This window comes from Bacillus sp. FSL M7-0791 (assembly GCF_038627085.1).
GTDB classification, from domain to species: Bacteria; Bacillota; Bacilli; order Bacillales; family Bacillaceae; genus Bacillus; species Bacillus safensis.
The window spans coordinates 120,024-137,647 of sequence record NZ_CP152022.1 but is presented as its reverse complement, the minus strand read 5'-3'; the positions used below and the strand labels follow the sequence as shown (position 1 = coordinate 137,647).

The window sequence follows — 17,624 nt, the reverse complement described above, 5'->3', positions numbered from 1 at the left end:
AAAAGCAAAAAAAGAGACCCTTTTGCAAGGAGTCTCTTTTGTATGTTTATTACTTAATGATAGTTGAAACGACACCAGAACCTACAGTACGTCCACCCTCACGGATAGAGAAACGAGTTCCTTCTTCGATAGCGATAGTAGAGATAAGTTCAACTTCCATCTCAGTGTTATCGCCAGGCATTACCATTTCAGTACCTTCTGGAAGATGTACGATACCAGTTACGTCAGTTGTACGGAAGTAGAACTGCGGACGGTAGTTAGCGAAGAATGGAGTATGACGTCCACCCTCTTCTTTAGAAAGTACATAAACTTCAGCTTTGAAACGGCTGTGTGGAGTGATTGTACCTGGTTTAGCAAGTACTTGACCACGTTGGATATCTTCACGAGATACACCACGAAGTAGAGCACCGATGTTGTCACCAGCTTCAGCATAGTCAAGAAGTTTACGGAACATTTCAACACCTGTAACAGTTGTTTTACCGTTTTCTTCTTGAAGACCGATGATTTCAACTTCGTCACCGACTTTAACTTGTCCACGCTCAACACGACCAGTAGCAACTGTTCCACGACCAGTGATTGAGAATACGTCCTCAACTGGCATCATGAATGGCTTCTCAGTGTCACGCTCTGGAGTTGGGATGTACTCATCAACCGCATCCATAAGTTCAAAGATTTTTGCTTCGTAATCAGCATCTCCTTCAAGAGCTTTAAGAGCAGAACCTTTGATAACTGGTACATCGTCACCAGGGAAGTCATAGTCAGAAAGAAGGTCACGAACTTCCATTTCAACAAGTTCAAGTAACTCTTCATCGTCAACCATGTCACATTTGTTAAGGAATACTACGATGTATGGTACACCTACGTTACGAGAAAGTAGGATGTGCTCACGTGTTTGTGGCATTGGACCATCAGCAGCAGATACTACTAAGATCGCGCCGTCCATTTGAGCAGCACCAGTGATCATGTTTTTAACATAGTCAGCGTGTCCTGGGCAGTCTACGTGTGCATAGTGACGAGTTTCAGTTTCATACTCAACGTGTGCAGTTGAGATTGTGATTCCACGCTCACGCTCTTCTGGAGCACCATCGATTTGGTCATAAGCCATAGCTGTACCTTTACCAGATTTCTTATGAAGAACTGTTGAGATAGCAGCAGTTAGAGTTGTTTTACCATGGTCAACGTGTCCAATTGTACCAATGTTAGCATGCGATTTGGAACGGTCGAATTTTTCTTTAGCCATTCTAAAAATCCTCCTTAAAGGTTCATTGTATTTGGTATAGAGTGATAGAAAGTGAAGAGTTACCTCTCACTTTCTGATCTTCAATAGTAGTTATACTTTAGTTTAAAGGCAAAATCAATTATTCACCTTTATTTTTTTTGATGATTTCTTCACTGATGCTCTTAGGCACTTCTTCGTAGTGATCCATGTGCATAGTGAAAGTACCGCGTCCTTGTGTGTTAGAACGGAGTGCAGTTGCATATCCGAACATTTCAGAAAGTGGAACCATAGCGCGAACAACTTGAGCGTTACCGCGAGCTTCCATACCTTCTACACGTCCACGACGAGATGTGATATCACCCATGATGTCTCCCATGTATTCTTCAGGGATAACAACTTCCACTTTCATCATTGGCTCAAGTAGAACTGGGTTACATTTGCTGACAGCATTTTTCAATGCCATAGATGCAGCAATTTTGAACGCCATTTCGTTAGAGTCAACATCGTGGTAAGATCCATCAAATAATTTTGCTTTGATGTCGATTAATGGGAATCCAGCTAATACACCATTTTCAAGTGAATCTTCAAGACCTGCTTGAATTGCTGGGATGTATTCACGTGGAACAACCCCACCGACGATTGCATTTTCAAATTCGAATCCTGCGCCTTCTTCATTTGGTTCGAATTCGATCCAAACGTGTCCGAACTGACCGCGTCCACCAGACTGACGTACGAATTTACCTTCAACTTTTGCACCAGAACGGAATGTTTCACGGTACGCAACTTGAGGAGCACCTACGTTAGCTTCAACCTTGAACTCACGCTTCATACGGTCAACAATGATATCAAGGTGAAGCTCACCCATACCAGAGATGATCGTTTGACCAGTTTCAGGGTTTGTTTGTGTACGGAATGTTGGATCCTCTTCAGCTAGTTTAGCTAAAGCGATACTCATTTTATCTTGGTCAGCTTTAGATTTAGGCTCGATAGCTACATCGATAACTGGCTCTGGGAATTCCATAGACTCAAGGATAACAAGATTTTTCTCGTCACAAAGAGTGTCACCAGTAGATGTATCTTTAAGACCTACAGCTGCTGCGATATCCCCTGCATATACAGTAGAGATTTCTTCACGGCTGTTTGCGTGCATTTGAAGGATACGTCCAACACGTTCACGCTTGTTCTTAGAAGAGTTCTTCACGTATGAACCAGAATCAAGTGTTCCAGAGTACACGCGGAAGAAAGTTAGTTTCCCAACATAAGGGTCAGTCATAACTTTAAATGCAAGAGCTGCGAATGGTGCGTCATCAGTAGACTCACGAACAACCTCTTCATTTGAATCTGGCAGGATACCTTTGATTGCAGCAACATCAGTTGGTGCAGGAAGGTAGTCAAGCACAGCGTCAAGTACAAGCTGAACACCTTTGTTTTTGAAAGCAGATCCAACAAGAACTGGGTAGAATTCAACATTCAATGTTCCTTTACGGATTGCAGCTTTCAATTCAGGAATTGTGATTTCTTCACCCTCAAGGTATTTTTCCATAAGCTCTTCATCAAGCTCAGCGACAGCTTCAATTAGGCTGCTGCGAAGCTCTTCAGCTTTGTCTTTATACTCAGCAGGGATTTCTTTAGCATCAGAGCGAGTTCCAAGGTCATCTTCGTAGAAGTATGCTACGTTTTCTACAAGGTCGATGATTCCTTCGAATTGATCTTCAGCGCCGATCGGCAATTGAATTGCATGAGCGTTCGCTTGAAGACGATCTCTTAATGTGCTTACAGAGTAAAGGAAGTCCGCACCGGTTTTATCCATTTTGTTAACGAATACGATACGAGGTACTCCGTAAGTTGTTGCTTGGCGCCAAACTGTTTCAGTTTGTGGCTCTACACCTGATTGTGCATCAAGAACAGCAACCGCACCATCAAGTACACGTAAAGAACGTTCAACTTCAACAGTGAAGTCTACGTGTCCTGGTGTATCGATGATGTTTACACGGTAACCTTTCCATTGTGCTGTAGTAGCAGCAGAAGTGATTGTAATACCACGTTCTTGCTCCTGCTCCATCCAGTCCATTTGTGAAGCTCCTTCGTGAGTTTCACCAATTTTATGGATACGACCAGTGTAGTATAAGATACGCTCAGTCGTTGTCGTTTTACCGGCATCGATGTGAGCCATGATACCAATATTACGAGTTTTGTCTAAGGAGAACTCTCTTGCCATTGGGTAATTTCTCCTTCCTCATTAGGGAATAGTTTTTTTAGTTTGGTATAAATCCTACCAGCGGTAGTGAGCGAATGCTTTGTTCGCTTCTGCCATTTTGTGTGTATCTTCACGTTTCTTAACAGCAGCACCAGTGTTGTTAGCTGCGTCAAGGATTTCGTTAGCAAGACGCTCTTCCATCGTTTTTTCTCCACGAAGACGAGCGTAGTTTACTAACCAGCGAAGACCTAAAGTAGTACGACGGTCTGGGCGAACTTCTACAGGAACTTGGTAGTTAGCTCCACCTACACGACGTGCTTTAACTTCAAGAACTGGCATGATGTTTTTCAAGGCTTGTTCGAAAACCTCCATCGCTTCATTACCAGTACGTTCTTTGATGATATCAAATGACTTGTAGAGAATTGTTTGTGCTTTTCCTCTTTTACCGTCGATCATCATTTTGTTGATCAAACGAGATACAAGTTTAGAATTGTAAATTGGATCTGGCAATACGTCTCTTTTTGCTACAGGACCTTTACGTGGCATCTGAATAGCCTCCCTTCTCTTTTAAAAGGATTTCTATCTGTCTCTCATCTCAATATCATTGTCAGCTTCCTGACTCCACTGATCTGATATCAACTTCTAAAAACCCTTATGTTTGTTTGTATTATTTGCTTTGTTTAGGGCGTTTTGTTCCGTATTTAGAACGTCCTTGCATACGACCGTCAACTCCGGCAGTATCAAGCGCACCACGAACGATGTGGTAACGTACACCCGGTAAGTCTTTTACACGTCCGCCACGGATAAGTACTACACTGTGCTCTTGTAGGTTATGTCCGATACCAGGAATGTAAGCTGTTACTTCAATCAGGTTAGACAAACGTACACGAGCATATTTACGTAGTGCTGAGTTTGGTTTTTTCGGTGTCATTGTACCGACACGAGTACAAACCCCGCGCTTCTGTGGAGATGTTACGTTAGTGTGCTCTTTTTTGAAACTGTTGTATCCTTTGTTAAGTGCAGGAGACTTTGAGTTTTCAACTTTACTCACGCGTCCTTTGCGTACTAGCTGATTAATTGTAGGCATGTTGTTATTCCTCCCTTCATTACTTTTTTTATAACCCACATACCCAGGTGGTTCATCAAAAGGCAAAAAACAATGCTTTTGCATTTTAAGCATGCAAAAACAAAACAAGTACGTTATAACATAATGGCAACAGCTGCTGCCCCAACTTCAATTCCGCAGGCCTTGCCGAGCTTTTTCATGGAATCTACCACTAAAATGTCTACACCCTTCTCTTGCGCTAGTTTCAATACACTAGCAGTTAAAGCAGGATCAGCATCTTTCGCTACGACGACTTCCTTTACTGAATCTCGTTTTAGAGCTTTTACTGTTTGCTTCGTACCAATAATAATGGATTGAGCCTGTGATACTTTATCATAAGACATCGAATATCCTCCAAAGTAACAGGTTTTATTTTGAGCACCTTGGTTATATTATCATCATGGCAGAAGGATGTCAATATCGTATGACAGATTATCTTGACATCCTTCACCATTTTTGATGATTTTATAGGAATCTCACGAGAAAGATTACTCTACAGGAACCATATCGTCAGACGGCTGCACTTGCGAAACCGGCTTAACTTTACGGTAGTTTGGCATTCCCGTTCCAGCAGGAACAAGTTTACCAATGATCACATTCTCTTTCAAGCCAAGCAGTTCATCACGTTTTCCTTTGATCGCCGCATCTGTAAGGACACGAGTCGTTTCTTGGAAGGATGCTGCAGACAAGAATGAGTCTGTTTCGAGCGAAGCTTTTGTAATACCAAGAAGAACTGGACGGCCTGTTGCAGGACGTTTGCCTTCGAATAGTACTTTTTTGTTCGCTTCAGTGAATTGATGTACATCAAGAAGTGTGCCTGGTAATACGTCTGTATCCCCTGCATCAGCGACACGCACTTTACGAAGCATTTGGCGAACCATTACCTCTACGTGCTTATCTCCGATTTCTACCCCTTGCATACGGTATACTTTTTGTACTTCATGAAGCAGATATTCTTGAACAGCTGTCATGTCAGTCACTTTAAGAAGTTCTTTCGGATCGATCGAACCTTCTGTAAGCACTTGACCACGAGTAACTGTGTCACCTTCAACAACTTTCAGACGTGCATTGTAAGGAGCTGTGTATGAGCGAGTTTCAACTTCGCCTTGAACCACAATTTCCTGCTGCTTGTCACGAACATCGTTAATTTCAGCAACGACACCATCAATTTCAGAAATTGTCGCTTGCCCTTTCGGATTACGCGCTTCAAATAGCTCTTGGATACGAGGTAGACCTTGAGTGATATCGTCTCCTGCTACCCCACCGGTGTGGAACGTACGCATTGTAAGCTGTGTTCCTGGCTCACCGATTGATTGTGCAGCGATGATTCCAACTGCTTCACCGACTTCAACGTCAGTACCAGTTGCAAGGTTACGGCCGTAGCATCGTTTACATACACCATGAGGCGTGTTACATGTAAATGCAGAACGGATCCATACTTCCTCAATTCCTGCTTCAACTACTTCAAGTGCTTTATCTTCATCAATTAGTTCGTTTTCGGCTACAATGACTTCGCCTGTTTCAGGATGAACAATTGGTTTTCTTGCAAAACGTCCAATCAGACGTTCTTCAAGTTTCTCAATAATTTCATTTCCTTCTTTAATAGACTTCGCCAAGATTCCACGGTCTGTACCGCAATCTGTTTCACGGATGATGACATCCTGTGCAACGTCAACGAGACGACGCGTGAGGTAACCTGAGTCAGCTGTTTTAAGGGCTGTATCGGCAAGACCTTTACGCGCACCGTGAGTGGAAATAAAGTATTCCAATACGGTTAAACCTTCACGGAAACTAGATTTAATCGGAAGTTCAATGATACGTCCAGCCGGGTTGGCCATCAGACCACGCATACCAGCCAGCTGAGTGAAGTTAGATGCGTTACCACGCGCTCCAGAGTCACTCATCATGTAGATTGGGTTGACTTCATCAAGGGACTTCATCAGTTTACCTTGGATCACATCTTTAGAAGAACTCCAGATTGAAATAACTCTCTCATAACGCTCTTCTTCAGTAATCAAACCACGTCTGAATTGCTTCATGACGTTATCTACTTTTGCTTGTGCTTCTTCAAGAATTTGCTGCTTATCATCTAATACGACGATATCAGACACACCAACCGTAATACCGGCTTTAGTAGAGTATCTGAAACCAAGATTTTTCATGCGGTCAAGCATTTTAGATGTCTCAGTGATATGGAATCTCTTAAAGATTTCTGCAATGATTTTACCTAAAATACCTTTTTTGAACGGCGCATTGATTTCTTGTTTCTCGATCGCAGCTTTTACATCCTCACCTTTTTCAAGGAAGAAACGATCAGGCGTTTTTTCTTCAATATTGCTCTTTGTCGGCTCATTCATGTATGGGAATGATTCCGGTAAGATTTCGTTAAAGATCAGTTTTCCAACTGTTGTAATCAACAATTTAGAGCGCTGTTCATCAGTGAATGTCACATTCTTCAACGAGCTAGCTGCAACAGCTACACGTGTATGAAGATGCACATAACCATTTTGATAAGCTAGAAGGGCTTCGTCAGTATCTTTGAAGACCATACCTTCTCCGATAGCACCTTTGCGCTCAAGTGTAAGGTAGTAGTTACCAAGCACCATATCCTGAGATGGCGTAACAACTGGTTTTCCATCTTTCGGGTTCAAAATGTTTTGAGCAGCAAGCATTAAGATACGAGCTTCAGCTTGAGCTTCAGCAGACAATGGTACGTGAACCGCCATTTGGTCACCGTCAAAGTCAGCGTTGTAGGCTGTACATACAAGTGGATGCAGACGAATTGCGCGTCCTTCCACAAGTGTAGGTTCAAACGCTTGAATACCAAGTCTGTGAAGAGTCGGTGCACGGTTTAGTAAGACTGGATGCTCACGAATAACTGATTCTAAAACATCCCATACTTCCGGCTGCACGCGCTCAATTTTACGCTTCGCACTCTTGATATTGTGAGCTAATCCTTTTTCAACAAGCTCCTTCATCACGAATGGTTTGAATAATTCAAGAGCCATTTCTTTCGGAAGTCCACACTGATACATTTTCAAATGTGGTCCTACGACGATAACGGAACGTCCAGAATAGTCAACACGTTTACCAAGCAAGTTTTGACGGAAACGTCCTTGTTTCCCTTTCAGCATGTGAGAAAGAGATTTCAATGGTCGATTTCCTGGTCCTGTTACTGGTCGGCCTCTACGTCCATTATCAATCAAGGCATCGACAGCTTCTTGAAGCATACGCTTCTCGTTCTGAACGATGATGCTTGGCGCGCCAAGATCTAATAAACGCTTCAGACGATTGTTACGGTTGATGACACGACGATAAAGGTCGTTCAAGTCAGAAGTAGCAAAACGTCCACCATCAAGCTGAACCATTGGACGTAATTCTGGCGGAATAACCGGAAGTACATCAAGAATCATCCAAGATGGTTTGTTTCCTGAGTTACGGAAGGCTTCTAACACTTCAAGACGTTTGATCGCACGTGTACGGCGCTGTCCTTGAGCAGTTTTCAGCTCTTCTTTCAGTGTATCCACTTCTTTTACAAGATCGATATCTTGAAGAAGTTTATTGATTGCTTCTGCACCCATAGCTGCTTGGAATGTATTACCGTATTTATCTAAATAAGCACGGAATTCTTTCTCAGAAAGAAGTTGTTTCTTCTCAAGCGGTGTATTGCCCGGATCTGTCACGACGTAAGAAGCGAAGTAAATCACTTCTTCTAACGCACGTGGTGACATATCAAGAACAAGACCCATACGGCTTGGGATACCTTTGAAATACCAAATGTGGGAAACTGGGGCAGCCAGTTCGATATGCCCCATTCTCTCACGACGGACTTTTGCCCGTGTTACTTCTACACCACAACGGTCACATACAACACCCTTATACCGAACGCGTTTATACTTCCCACAATGACATTCCCAGTCTTTTTGCGGTCCGAAGATACGTTCACAAAAGAGACCATCTTTTTCAGGTTTCAGTGTACGATAGTTAATCGTTTCAGGCTTTTTCACTTCACCAAAAGACCAAGAACGGATTTTATCAGGTGATGCGAGACCGATGTTCATATACTCAAAATTGTTCACATCTAGCAAGGGGCCTACCTCCCTTTTAATCTTCGGGTTATACCCTAGTCACTTGCTCTAATCGTTTCTGCTATTCTTTTGTGACTGCGTCACGTTCAAGATCGACAGGTGCGAGGTCTGCAGCATCTTCGTCATTAGATAACGCTAATCCGTCTGCTTTCTTCGTTTCCTCATCGTCTTCTAAATCTCTCATTTCTATCTCTTCTTCATCGCCAGATAGGATTTTCACATCCATACCTAAACTTTGAAGTTCTTTGATTAACACTTTGAATGATTCAGGGACACCTGGTTCAGGTACGTTATCCCCTTTGACGATGGCTTCGTATGTTTTCACACGACCCACAACGTCATCCGATTTAACTGTTAAGATCTCTTGAAGTGTATATGCTGCACCGTAAGCTTCAAGTGCCCATACTTCCATCTCTCCGAAACGCTGACCACCAAACTGTGCTTTACCGCCAAGTGGCTGCTGCGTAACAAGTGAGTATGGTCCAGTTGAACGAGCGTGAAGTTTATCGTCAACCATGTGAGCCAGTTTGATCATGTACATGATTCCGACAGATACACGGTTGTCGAATGGTTCACCAGTTCGACCGTCATAAAGGACTGTTTTCGCATCACGGGACATACCTGCTTCTTCAAGCGTTTCCCAAACATCTTCCTCGCGCGCACCATCAAATACTGGTGACGCAATGTGGATGCCAAGGTAACGTGCAGCCATACCCATATGAAGCTCAAGTACCTGACCGATGTTCATACGAGATGGTACCCCTAGAGGGTTCAACATGATATCGATCGGTGTTCCGTCTGGAAGATACGGCATATCTTCTTCTGGAAGGATTTTAGAGATAACCCCTTTGTTACCATGTCGTCCGGCCATTTTGTCACCTTCAGAAATCTTACGCTTCTGAACGATGTATACGCGGACTAACTGGTTTACACCTGGAGGTAATTCATCTCCATCTTCACGGTTAAAGACTTTTACATCGTGGATAATTCCGCCGCCGCCGTGTGGAACACGTAGTGACGTATCACGAACTTCACGAGCCTTTTCACCGAAGATTGCATGTAATAGACGTTCTTCAGCTGTTAGTTCAGTTACACCTTTAGGCGTTACTTTACCTACAAGAAGGTCTCCGTCTTTTACTTCTGCACCAATACGGATGATTCCGCGCTCGTCAAGGTTGCGTAAAGCATCTTCCCCAACGTTTGGAATATCACGAGTGATTTCTTCTGGCCCAAGCTTTGTATCACGAGCTTCTGATTCATATTCTTCAATATGAATAGACGTGTAGACGTCATCTTTTACAAGGCGCTCACTCATGATGATCGCATCCTCGTAGTTGTAACCGTCCCAAGTCATGAAGCCGACCATGACGTTACGTCCTAGAGCCAATTCACCTTTTTCCATAGAAGGACCATCTGCAAGGATTTCCCCTTTAACGACTTCATCTCCAACACTTACGATAGGACGCTGGTTGTAGCAAGTCCCTTGGTTAGAGCGGACAAATTTCAGCAGGCTGTATTTGTCTAGGTTTCCTTTGACTTGTTGTCCGTCAACGTCTTCATAACGGCGAACCCAAATATTTTTTGCTTCTACACGTTCTACAACACCTGGGTAGCGGCAGATGACAGCAGCACCAGAGTCTTTACCTGATACGTACTCCATACCTGTACCAACAATCGGTGATTCTGGCTGCATCAAAGGCACAGCCTGACGCTGCATGTTTGCTCCCATTAGAGCACGGTTAGAGTCATCGTTTTCTAAGAATGGGATACATGCTGTCGCTGCAGAAACAACCTGCTTTGGCGAAACGTCCATGTAGTCAACGCGGTTTCGAGGAACAACGGTGTTTTCTCCTCTGAAGCGAGCAATGATATTATCATCGATAAACGAACCATCATCAGCTAACTGAGCGTTCGCTTGTGCTACTACGTAGTTATCCTCTTCATCAGCAGTTAAGTAATCGATTCTCGGTGTTACTTTACCAGTCTCAGGATCAACCCGGCGGTAAGGTGTTTCGATAAATCCGAAGCGATTCACTTTTGCAAATGAAGATAGAGAGTTGATCAAACCAATGTTTGGACCCTCTGGTGTTTCGATCGGACACATACGTCCATAGTGAGAGTAGTGAACGTCACGAACTTCCATTCCTGCACGCTCACGTGTCAAACCACCCGGTCCAAGCGCTGACAGACGACGTTTGTGCGTCAATTCAGCAAGCGGGTTTGTTTGATCCATGAACTGAGAAAGCTGAGAGCTACCAAAGAACTCTTTGATAGAAGCGATCACAGGACGAATGTTGATCAGCTGCTGAGGTGTGATCGTGTTTGTGTCTTGAATCGACATTCTTTCACGAACAACACGCTCCATTCTGCTTAAACCAATACGGAATTGGTTTTGCAGAAGTTCACCTACAGAACGCAGACGACGGTTACCAAGGTGGTCGATATCATCTGTGTCACCTACACCATGAAGAAGGTTGAAGAAGTAACTGATTGATGCAATGATGTCAGAAGGCGTGATGTTTTTCACAGCTTCCTCTACATATGCATTTCCAATCACGTTGATCACTTGCTCGCCTTCTTGATCAGTCGGTGCATAAATCTTAATAGATTGAAGTTCTACTTCATCTTCTACTACGCCACCATTAGGATAAAGCTTTCTAAATCCGATGCCGTTTTCTAAGTATGGAAGAACTTTATCAAGAACTCTTCTGTCTAAAATTTGACCTTTTTCTGCTAGAATTTCACCTGTTTCAGGATCAACTAGCGTTTCAGCCAATTTTTGATTGAACAGTCTATTTTTAATATGAAGCTTCTTATTAATCTTGTAGCGTCCAACATTTGCTAGGTCATATCTCTTCGGATCGAAGAAGCGAGAGTCTAGCAAGCTTTTCGCATTTTCAACAGTTGGCGGCTCTCCAGGACGGAGGCGCTCGTAGATTTCGAGAAGTGCTTTATCGGCATTCTCTGTATTGTCTTTTTCCAGTGTGTTGCGTAAGTATTCATTCTCGCCAATGAGGTCAAGAATCTCTTGATCAGAGCTGAAGCCGAGAGCACGCAAAAGAACCGTAACCGGCAACTTACGTGTGCGATCGATGCGTACATAGACTACATCCTTCGCATCAGTTTCGTATTCTAACCATGCGCCACGGTTTGGAATGACAGTCGCAGTAAAACCTTTTTTACCGTTTTTGTCTACTTTACCACTGAAATATACACTTGGAGAACGCACTAACTGAGAAACGATTACACGTTCCGCACCATTAATGATAAAAGTACCTGTGTCTGTCATGATTGGGAAATCACCCATGAACACATCTTGGTCTTTTACTTCTCCAGTTTCTTTGTTAATTAAACGAACTTTTACTCTTAGTGGAGCAGAGTAAGTTACATCACGTTCTTTTGATTCTGCTACAGGATACTTAGGATCCCCTAGGCTGTAATCAATGAATTCAAGAGAAAGGTTACCAGTAAAATCCTCAATTGGGGATATATCTTGAAACATCTCTCTAAGACCCTCATCAAGAAACCACTGATAAGAAGAGGTTTGAATTTCAATGAGATTTGGTAATTCTAACACTTCGCTTATGCGTGCGTAGCTTCTGCGCTGGCGGTGTCGTCCATACTGAACTAGTTGACCTGTCAACTGATTCACCCCTCAAATCATGCGTATTATATGTGTAAAAAGTATTTCTGTCTTTCAAATGTCAGTAAAGAAATACTTTTACAAGACAAAAGAAAAAAGGGTTTCTAAAATAAGAAAACCACATCCAAAAACAAATACCGATTTTATTAGTTTTCCCAAGTATGCATAATTTATACAAAATAGTTGTTTTTTAAGCCTATCAAGCAAAATATACACATTGGCATTTTATAATGTTAACACAGCTAGGAAACTGCGTCAAACTTTTTTAGCTTTGATTATATAGTAGCCCTTTTTTTTCAGCACAACCTCGACTTCTCCAAAGAGCTGCTCTAATTTTTCAATCGCAGATGGTCCACCTTGCTTTTTCTGAATAACCACCCACAACTCACCTTCCGGCAATAAATGATCAGCACTTTTTTCAAAGATCGCATGTACAACTTTCTTCCCTGCCCGTATTGGGGGATTGGTCAGTATAGAGGCAAAAGCAGCTGAGGAATGAACATTCGAGAACAAATCACTTTGATAGATGCGAACATTATCAATGCGATTATGTTTAGCGTTTTCCTTTGAAAGTTCGACTGCTCTTTCGTTCACATCAATCATATGAATGGTACGGCTAGTCATTTCGTTTGCTAACGATAAGCCAATCGGTCCATAACCGCAACCGACATCTAAGACATCGCCATCCAAATCAGGTTCTTCGAAAGCTTCAATTAAAAGCCTTGAACCAAAGTCGACTTCTTTCTTAGAAAACACTCCACTGTCACTTGTAAAAGTAAAGGTACGGTTTCTCAAGGTGAAGTCCCATGTCTGTTTATTGCTTTTCACTGATGGCTTTTCCGTATAATAGTGGTCACTCATGGTGAATGGACCTCCTCTGGATTCAATCGTTTCAGGAGATTAGAAAAGAAAAAGCCCGCCAGTAAAAGCGAGCTTTCCCAAAAGATTAGGCGAAGATTACTTAACTTCTACAGAAGCGCCAACTTCTTCAAGCTTAGCTTTAAGTTCTTCAGCTTCTTCTTTAGCAATACCTTCTTTAAGTGGTTTTGGAGTGTTGTCAACAAGTTCTTTAGCTTCTTTCAAGCCAAGACCAGTGATTTCACGAACCACTTTGATAACTTTGATTTTTTGGTCTCCAGCACCAGCAAGTACTAGATCAAAATCAGTTTTTTCTTCAGCAGCAGCACCGCCACCAGCAGCTACAGCTACAGGAGCAGCAGCAGTTACGCCAAATTCTTCTTCGATTGCTTTTACTAAGTCGTTTAACTCAAGTACAGTTGCTTCTTTAACTGAAGCAATGATTTCTTCGATATTTAAAGCCATTTGTAATTCCTCCATTTTAAGTTTTTTTACGTAAACGTAAAGTACGCATTAAGCGCCTTGTTCTTCTTTTTGATCTGCAACTGCTTTAGTAGCAAGAGCAAGATTACGAACTGGAGCTTGAAGAACGCTAAGCAACATAGAAAGTAAGCCTTCGCGAGACGGAAGTTCCGCAAGAGCCTTCACTTCTTCTACAGTCGCTACGTTTCCTTCAATGACACCAGCTTTGATTTCTAAAGCTTCGTGGCTTTTCGCAAATTCGTTGATGATTTTCGCAGGTGCGATAACATCTTCGTTACTGAATGCGATAGCGTTTGGACCTGTTAAGAAATCGTTTAAACCCGTTAGTTCAACTTGTTCAACTGCACGGCGAGTCAAAGTGTTTTTGTAAACTTTGAATTCTACGCCAGCTTCACGAAGCTGTTTACGAAGTTCAGTCACTTCAGAAACTGAAAGACCGCGGTAATCTACAATGACAGTAGACATACTATCTTTAAATTTAGAAGTAATTTCATCAACGACAACTTTTTTAGTATCGATTGCATTGCTCATGGTTACACCTCCTGTACATTCTTTGTGTAACACTTATACCGATCAGGCCATCACGTTCCTAACGAACGGTTCTCCATATAAAAAGCCTCCATTAAGACATGGAGGCTGTATATACAAGCATACGTTAACGTAAGACTGTGACATATACACCTCGGCGGGTTATTTAAGCCATAAGGCCCCTGCTGTCTACGGTATAAATGGACATTATTCTATTTTACAACATTTTGATATTATCAAAATGGTTGTCATAAGTCAAGAATTATTTTGCAGAGAAAGAAGATGGATCCACTTTCACGCCAGGGCCCATAGTAGATGTAACAGAAACGTTTTTCACGTATACACCTTTAGCCGCTGCAGGTTTTGCTTTAAGGATTGTGTCATAGATTGTTGCAAAGTTCTCAACAAGCTTTTCGTCCTCGAAAGAAACCTTTCCGATTGGCGCGTGAATGTTACCAGCTTTATCAACGCGGTATTCTACTTTACCAGCTTTGATTTCATTGATTGCCTTTTCAACTTCGAACGTTACAGTTCCTGTTTTAGGGTTTGGCATAAGACCTTTTGGTCCAAGTACACGACCGATCTTACCAACTTCACCCATCATGTCAGGTGTCGCAACGATTACATCGAATTCGAACCAGCCTTGTTGGATTTTAGTGATGTAATCAGAATCTCCAACGTAGTCTGCTCCAGCAGCTTCTGCTTCTTTTGCTTTTTCGCCTTTAGCGAACACAAGAACGCGTTGAGTTTTACCAGTTCCGTTAGGAAGTACAACTGCACCGCGGATTTGTTGATCGTTTTTACGAGGGTCTACGCCCAAACGAAAAGCAACTTCTACAGTCGCATCAAATTTAGCTGTATTTGCTTTTTTTGTAAGAGAAACAGCTTCAGCTACATCATACGCTTTAGTACGATCGATCAGCTTAGCAGCTTCTACATACTTTTTACCTTTTTTAGCCATTATAAAAATCCTCCTTATGTGGTTTTAGCGGAATAACCTCCCACGAATAAGGGTTGCGAACTTGTCAAAACCAAACTCGCAACCCAACAAGACAAAAAATTAATCTTCGATGACAATACCCATACTGCGTGCAGTACCTTCAACCATGCGCATAGCTGATTCAACGCTAGCAGCGTTTAAGTCAGGCATTTTTGTTTCCGCGATTTCGCGTACTTTATCACGCTTAACAGTTGCCACTTTATTACGGTTAGGTTCACCAGAACCAGACTCAATACCAGCTGCTTTTTTAAGTAAAACTGCAGCAGGTGGAGTTTTAGTAATAAATGTAAATGAACGGTCTTCAAAAACCGAAATTTCAACAGGAATGATAAGACCAGCTTGGTCAGCTGTACGAGCGTTAAACTCCTTACAGAATCCCATGATATTAACACCGGCTTGACCTAGTGCAGGTCCAACTGGTGGAGCTGGGTTAGCTTTTCCAGCAGGAATTTGCAATTTAACAACTTTAACTACTTTTTTAGCCACGAGACACACCTCCTTAAAGTCCGTGATGTGGTAATAGGGGAATCCCCCTCCCACTCAACAACTTCATTCTTTATATGAATGACGAAATAACTAGCTAGCGATCTTGAGTGAACTCAAGACGTACCTTTGCTATATTACCACTTCTATACACTCATTTCAAGCTCTTTTAAATTACAATTTATCGATCTGCGTGAACTCAAGTTCAACAGGTGTTTCTCTACCAAACATATTAACGAATACTTTGACTTTGCTTTTATCGTAGTCAATTTCTTCAATAGAGCCAGTGAAGTTAGCAAATGGTCCATCGATGACCTTAACTGTTTCTTTCAGTTCAAAGTCGATTTCTGTTTTGCGTTCTTCAAGACCCATTCTCTTCAGAATGGTTTCGGCTTCGCCTGGCAGCAGCGCAGTCGGCTTTGAACCTGATCCAGCTGATCCAACGAATCCAGTGACACCCGGTGTATTACGAACGACATACCAAGAGTCGTCAGTCATCACGATTTCCACTAGGACATAACCGGGGAACACTTTCTTTTTGACGACTTTTTTCTTACCATTTTTAATATCTGTTTCTTCTTCTTCTGGTACGACGACGCGGAAGATTTTATCCTGCATGCCCATTGATTCAACACGCTTTTCCAAGTTCGCTTTTACTTTGTTTTCATAGCCAGAGTACGTATGCACAACATACCAATTCTTTTCCATTTTCGTTCAGGACTATTTAGTCCTTCCCTCCCCACATTTCATAATGTCTATTTGACGAATCTCGAGTACCGGTAAATATTTTCAAGCAATTGAAAAAACCCGTAAAACGGGTTTTTTGGCAAGTCATATTATGATCTATTATAGCACGTTCAGCAGACCATTATTCAAGTATTAATGAATTAATTCGATTAATTGTGAGATTCCTATATCAAGAAAAGAGAAAAAGATGGCAAAGAATACGACTGTTAAAATAACAGTGATTGTGTAGCGGACCATTTCGTTCTTCTTTGGCCAGCTGACCTTTTTCATTTCTTTTCCGACACTTTTTAAGAAACTGATAATACGCATGTAAAAGACCTCCACAGATTAAAGAACGCAAATCTTACTTCGTTTCTAAATGTGTTTTATGTGAATTACAAGTCTTGCAATATTTCTTAACTTCTAATCTTTCAGCTGCTGAAGCAACACTTTTCATTGTCGTATAATTGCGGCTTCCGCAGTCTTTACAGGCTAGAGTAATCTTTTTCCTCATATTTACACCTATTTTCTCGACATCATTTCATTAGTACCTTATCACAGTGTCGAAAAAGCTGTCAATATAGGTTTGATTAGAGACTAATCTCGCGAAGCTCTAAATATTTCTCTAATTTTCTCTTTACTCTTTGGAGTGCGTTATCAATTGATTTCACATGACGATTTAAATCTTCAGAAATCTCTTGATAGGATCTGCCATCAAGATAAAGCACAAGTACCTTTCTTTCCAGCTCGCTTAGCAGTTCACCCATCTTCATTTCGATATCATCAAATTCTTCTTTGCTAATGATTAAGTCTTCTGGGTTAAGCGCTTTAGCGCCGGAAATGACATCCAATAATGTTCTGTCCGATTCTTCATCGTAGATCGGCTTGTCTAATGATACATAGGAATTTAACGGGATATGTTTTTGGCGAGTAGCTGTTTTAATTGCGGTGATAATTTGGCGGGTAATACATAATTCTGCAAAAGCCTTAAATGAAGTAAGCTTGTCCTCTCTGAAATCGCGGATAGACTTATAAAGTCCGATCATTCCCTCTTGGACAATGTCCTCTCGATCCGCTCCTATCAAGAAATAAGATCTTGCTTTCGCACGTACAAAATTGCGGTATTTCGTTATTAAATAATCTAGCGCATCACTATCTCCGACATGAACCCTTTCAATGACTTGTTCATCTTCCAACTGGCAAAATTGCTCTCTGATGGACTTACCCTTGCTGTTGTTTAGATTCACTTCGATCCCCCCGACCGCACCTAGATAGAAATATTATACATTAATGG

16 protein-coding genes and 1 other annotated feature are annotated in these 17,624 nt (G+C 42.0%); all 16 genes read right to left on the bottom strand.

Features of this window, described 5'->3' with window-relative positions; all coding sequences use genetic code 11:
* Positions 1-49 precede the first annotated feature (49 nt).
* Positions 50-1,240, bottom strand: a complete 1,191-nt coding sequence (tuf, locus tag MHI08_RS00720) for an elongation factor Tu (RefSeq protein ID WP_034283892.1) — start codon at positions 1,238-1,240, stop codon at positions 50-52.
* 118 nt (positions 1,241-1,358) lie between these two features.
* A complete protein-coding gene (fusA, locus tag MHI08_RS00715; protein ID WP_024425594.1) occupies positions 1,359-3,437 on the bottom strand; it encodes an elongation factor G in 2,079 nt (692 codons plus the stop codon).
* A 54-nt stretch (positions 3,438-3,491) separates the two neighbouring features.
* Positions 3,492-3,962, bottom strand: a complete 471-nt coding sequence (rpsG, locus tag MHI08_RS00710; RefSeq protein ID WP_008356520.1) for a 30S ribosomal protein S7 — start codon at positions 3,960-3,962, stop codon at positions 3,492-3,494.
* Between the two features lie 121 nt (positions 3,963-4,083).
* A complete protein-coding gene (gene rpsL / locus MHI08_RS00705) occupies positions 4,084-4,503 on the bottom strand; it encodes a 30S ribosomal protein S12 (RefSeq protein ID WP_008356518.1) in 420 nt (139 codons plus the stop codon).
* A 113-nt stretch (positions 4,504-4,616) separates the two neighbouring features.
* The gene (locus MHI08_RS00700; protein WP_024425593.1) at positions 4,617-4,865 is read right to left on the bottom strand and encodes a 50S ribosomal protein L7ae-like protein; all 249 of its coding nucleotides are present in this window, start codon (positions 4,863-4,865) and stop codon (positions 4,617-4,619) included.
* 144 nt (positions 4,866-5,009) lie between these two features.
* Positions 5,010-8,609 carry a DNA-directed RNA polymerase subunit beta' gene (gene rpoC, locus MHI08_RS00695; protein ID WP_024425592.1) on the bottom strand — a complete coding sequence of 1,200 codons (3,600 nt, stop codon included), beginning with the start codon at positions 8,607-8,609 and terminating at the stop codon, positions 5,010-5,012.
* 61 nt (positions 8,610-8,670) lie between these two features.
* Positions 8,671-12,252 carry a DNA-directed RNA polymerase subunit beta gene (rpoB, locus tag MHI08_RS00690; protein ID WP_024425866.1) on the bottom strand — a complete coding sequence of 1,194 codons (3,582 nt, stop codon included), beginning with the start codon at positions 12,250-12,252 and terminating at the stop codon, positions 8,671-8,673.
* 255 nt (positions 12,253-12,507) lie between these two features.
* On the bottom strand, positions 12,508-13,113 hold the full coding sequence (locus MHI08_RS00685) for a class I SAM-dependent methyltransferase (protein ID WP_024425591.1): 606 nt from the start codon (positions 13,111-13,113) through the stop codon (positions 12,508-12,510).
* Between the two features lie 96 nt (positions 13,114-13,209).
* Positions 13,210-13,575, bottom strand: coding sequence for a 50S ribosomal protein L7/L12 (gene rplL / locus MHI08_RS00680; RefSeq protein ID WP_008345418.1), 366 nt, complete (start codon positions 13,573-13,575; stop codon positions 13,210-13,212).
* Between the two features lie 48 nt (positions 13,576-13,623).
* Positions 13,624-14,124: a 50S ribosomal protein L10 gene (gene rplJ, locus MHI08_RS00675; RefSeq protein ID WP_024425590.1), complete on the bottom strand. Its 501-nt coding sequence runs from the start codon at positions 14,122-14,124 to the stop codon at positions 13,624-13,626.
* Positions 14,125-14,193: 69 nt separating this feature from the next.
* Positions 14,194-14,334: a sequence feature (ribosomal protein L10 leader region), on the bottom strand.
* Positions 14,335-14,383: 49 nt separating this feature from the next.
* Positions 14,384-15,082 (bottom strand): 50S ribosomal protein L1, encoded by a 699-nt coding sequence (gene rplA / locus MHI08_RS00670; RefSeq protein ID WP_017359164.1) that lies wholly within the window; start codon positions 15,080-15,082, stop codon positions 14,384-14,386.
* A 99-nt stretch (positions 15,083-15,181) separates the two neighbouring features.
* Positions 15,182-15,607 carry a 50S ribosomal protein L11 gene (gene rplK, locus MHI08_RS00665; protein WP_003216956.1) on the bottom strand — a complete coding sequence of 142 codons (426 nt, stop codon included), beginning with the start codon at positions 15,605-15,607 and terminating at the stop codon, positions 15,182-15,184.
* A 171-nt stretch (positions 15,608-15,778) separates the two neighbouring features.
* Positions 15,779-16,312 (bottom strand): transcription termination/antitermination protein NusG, encoded by a 534-nt coding sequence (gene nusG / locus MHI08_RS00660; protein ID WP_003217197.1) that lies wholly within the window; start codon positions 16,310-16,312, stop codon positions 15,779-15,781.
* A 171-nt stretch (positions 16,313-16,483) separates the two neighbouring features.
* On the bottom strand, positions 16,484-16,660 hold the full coding sequence (gene secE, locus MHI08_RS00655; protein WP_008345422.1) for a preprotein translocase subunit SecE: 177 nt from the start codon (positions 16,658-16,660) through the stop codon (positions 16,484-16,486).
* Positions 16,661-16,694: 34 nt separating this feature from the next.
* Entirely contained in the window at positions 16,695-16,844 is a 150-nt protein-coding gene (rpmG, locus tag MHI08_RS00650) for a 50S ribosomal protein L33 (RefSeq protein WP_008356502.1), read from the bottom strand.
* Between the two features lie 76 nt (positions 16,845-16,920).
* Complete coding sequence (gene sigH, locus MHI08_RS00645) at positions 16,921-17,577, bottom strand: RNA polymerase sporulation sigma factor SigH (protein ID WP_008345424.1); 657 nt, start codon at positions 17,575-17,577, stop codon at positions 16,921-16,923.
* Positions 17,578-17,624: the final 47 nt, after the last annotated feature.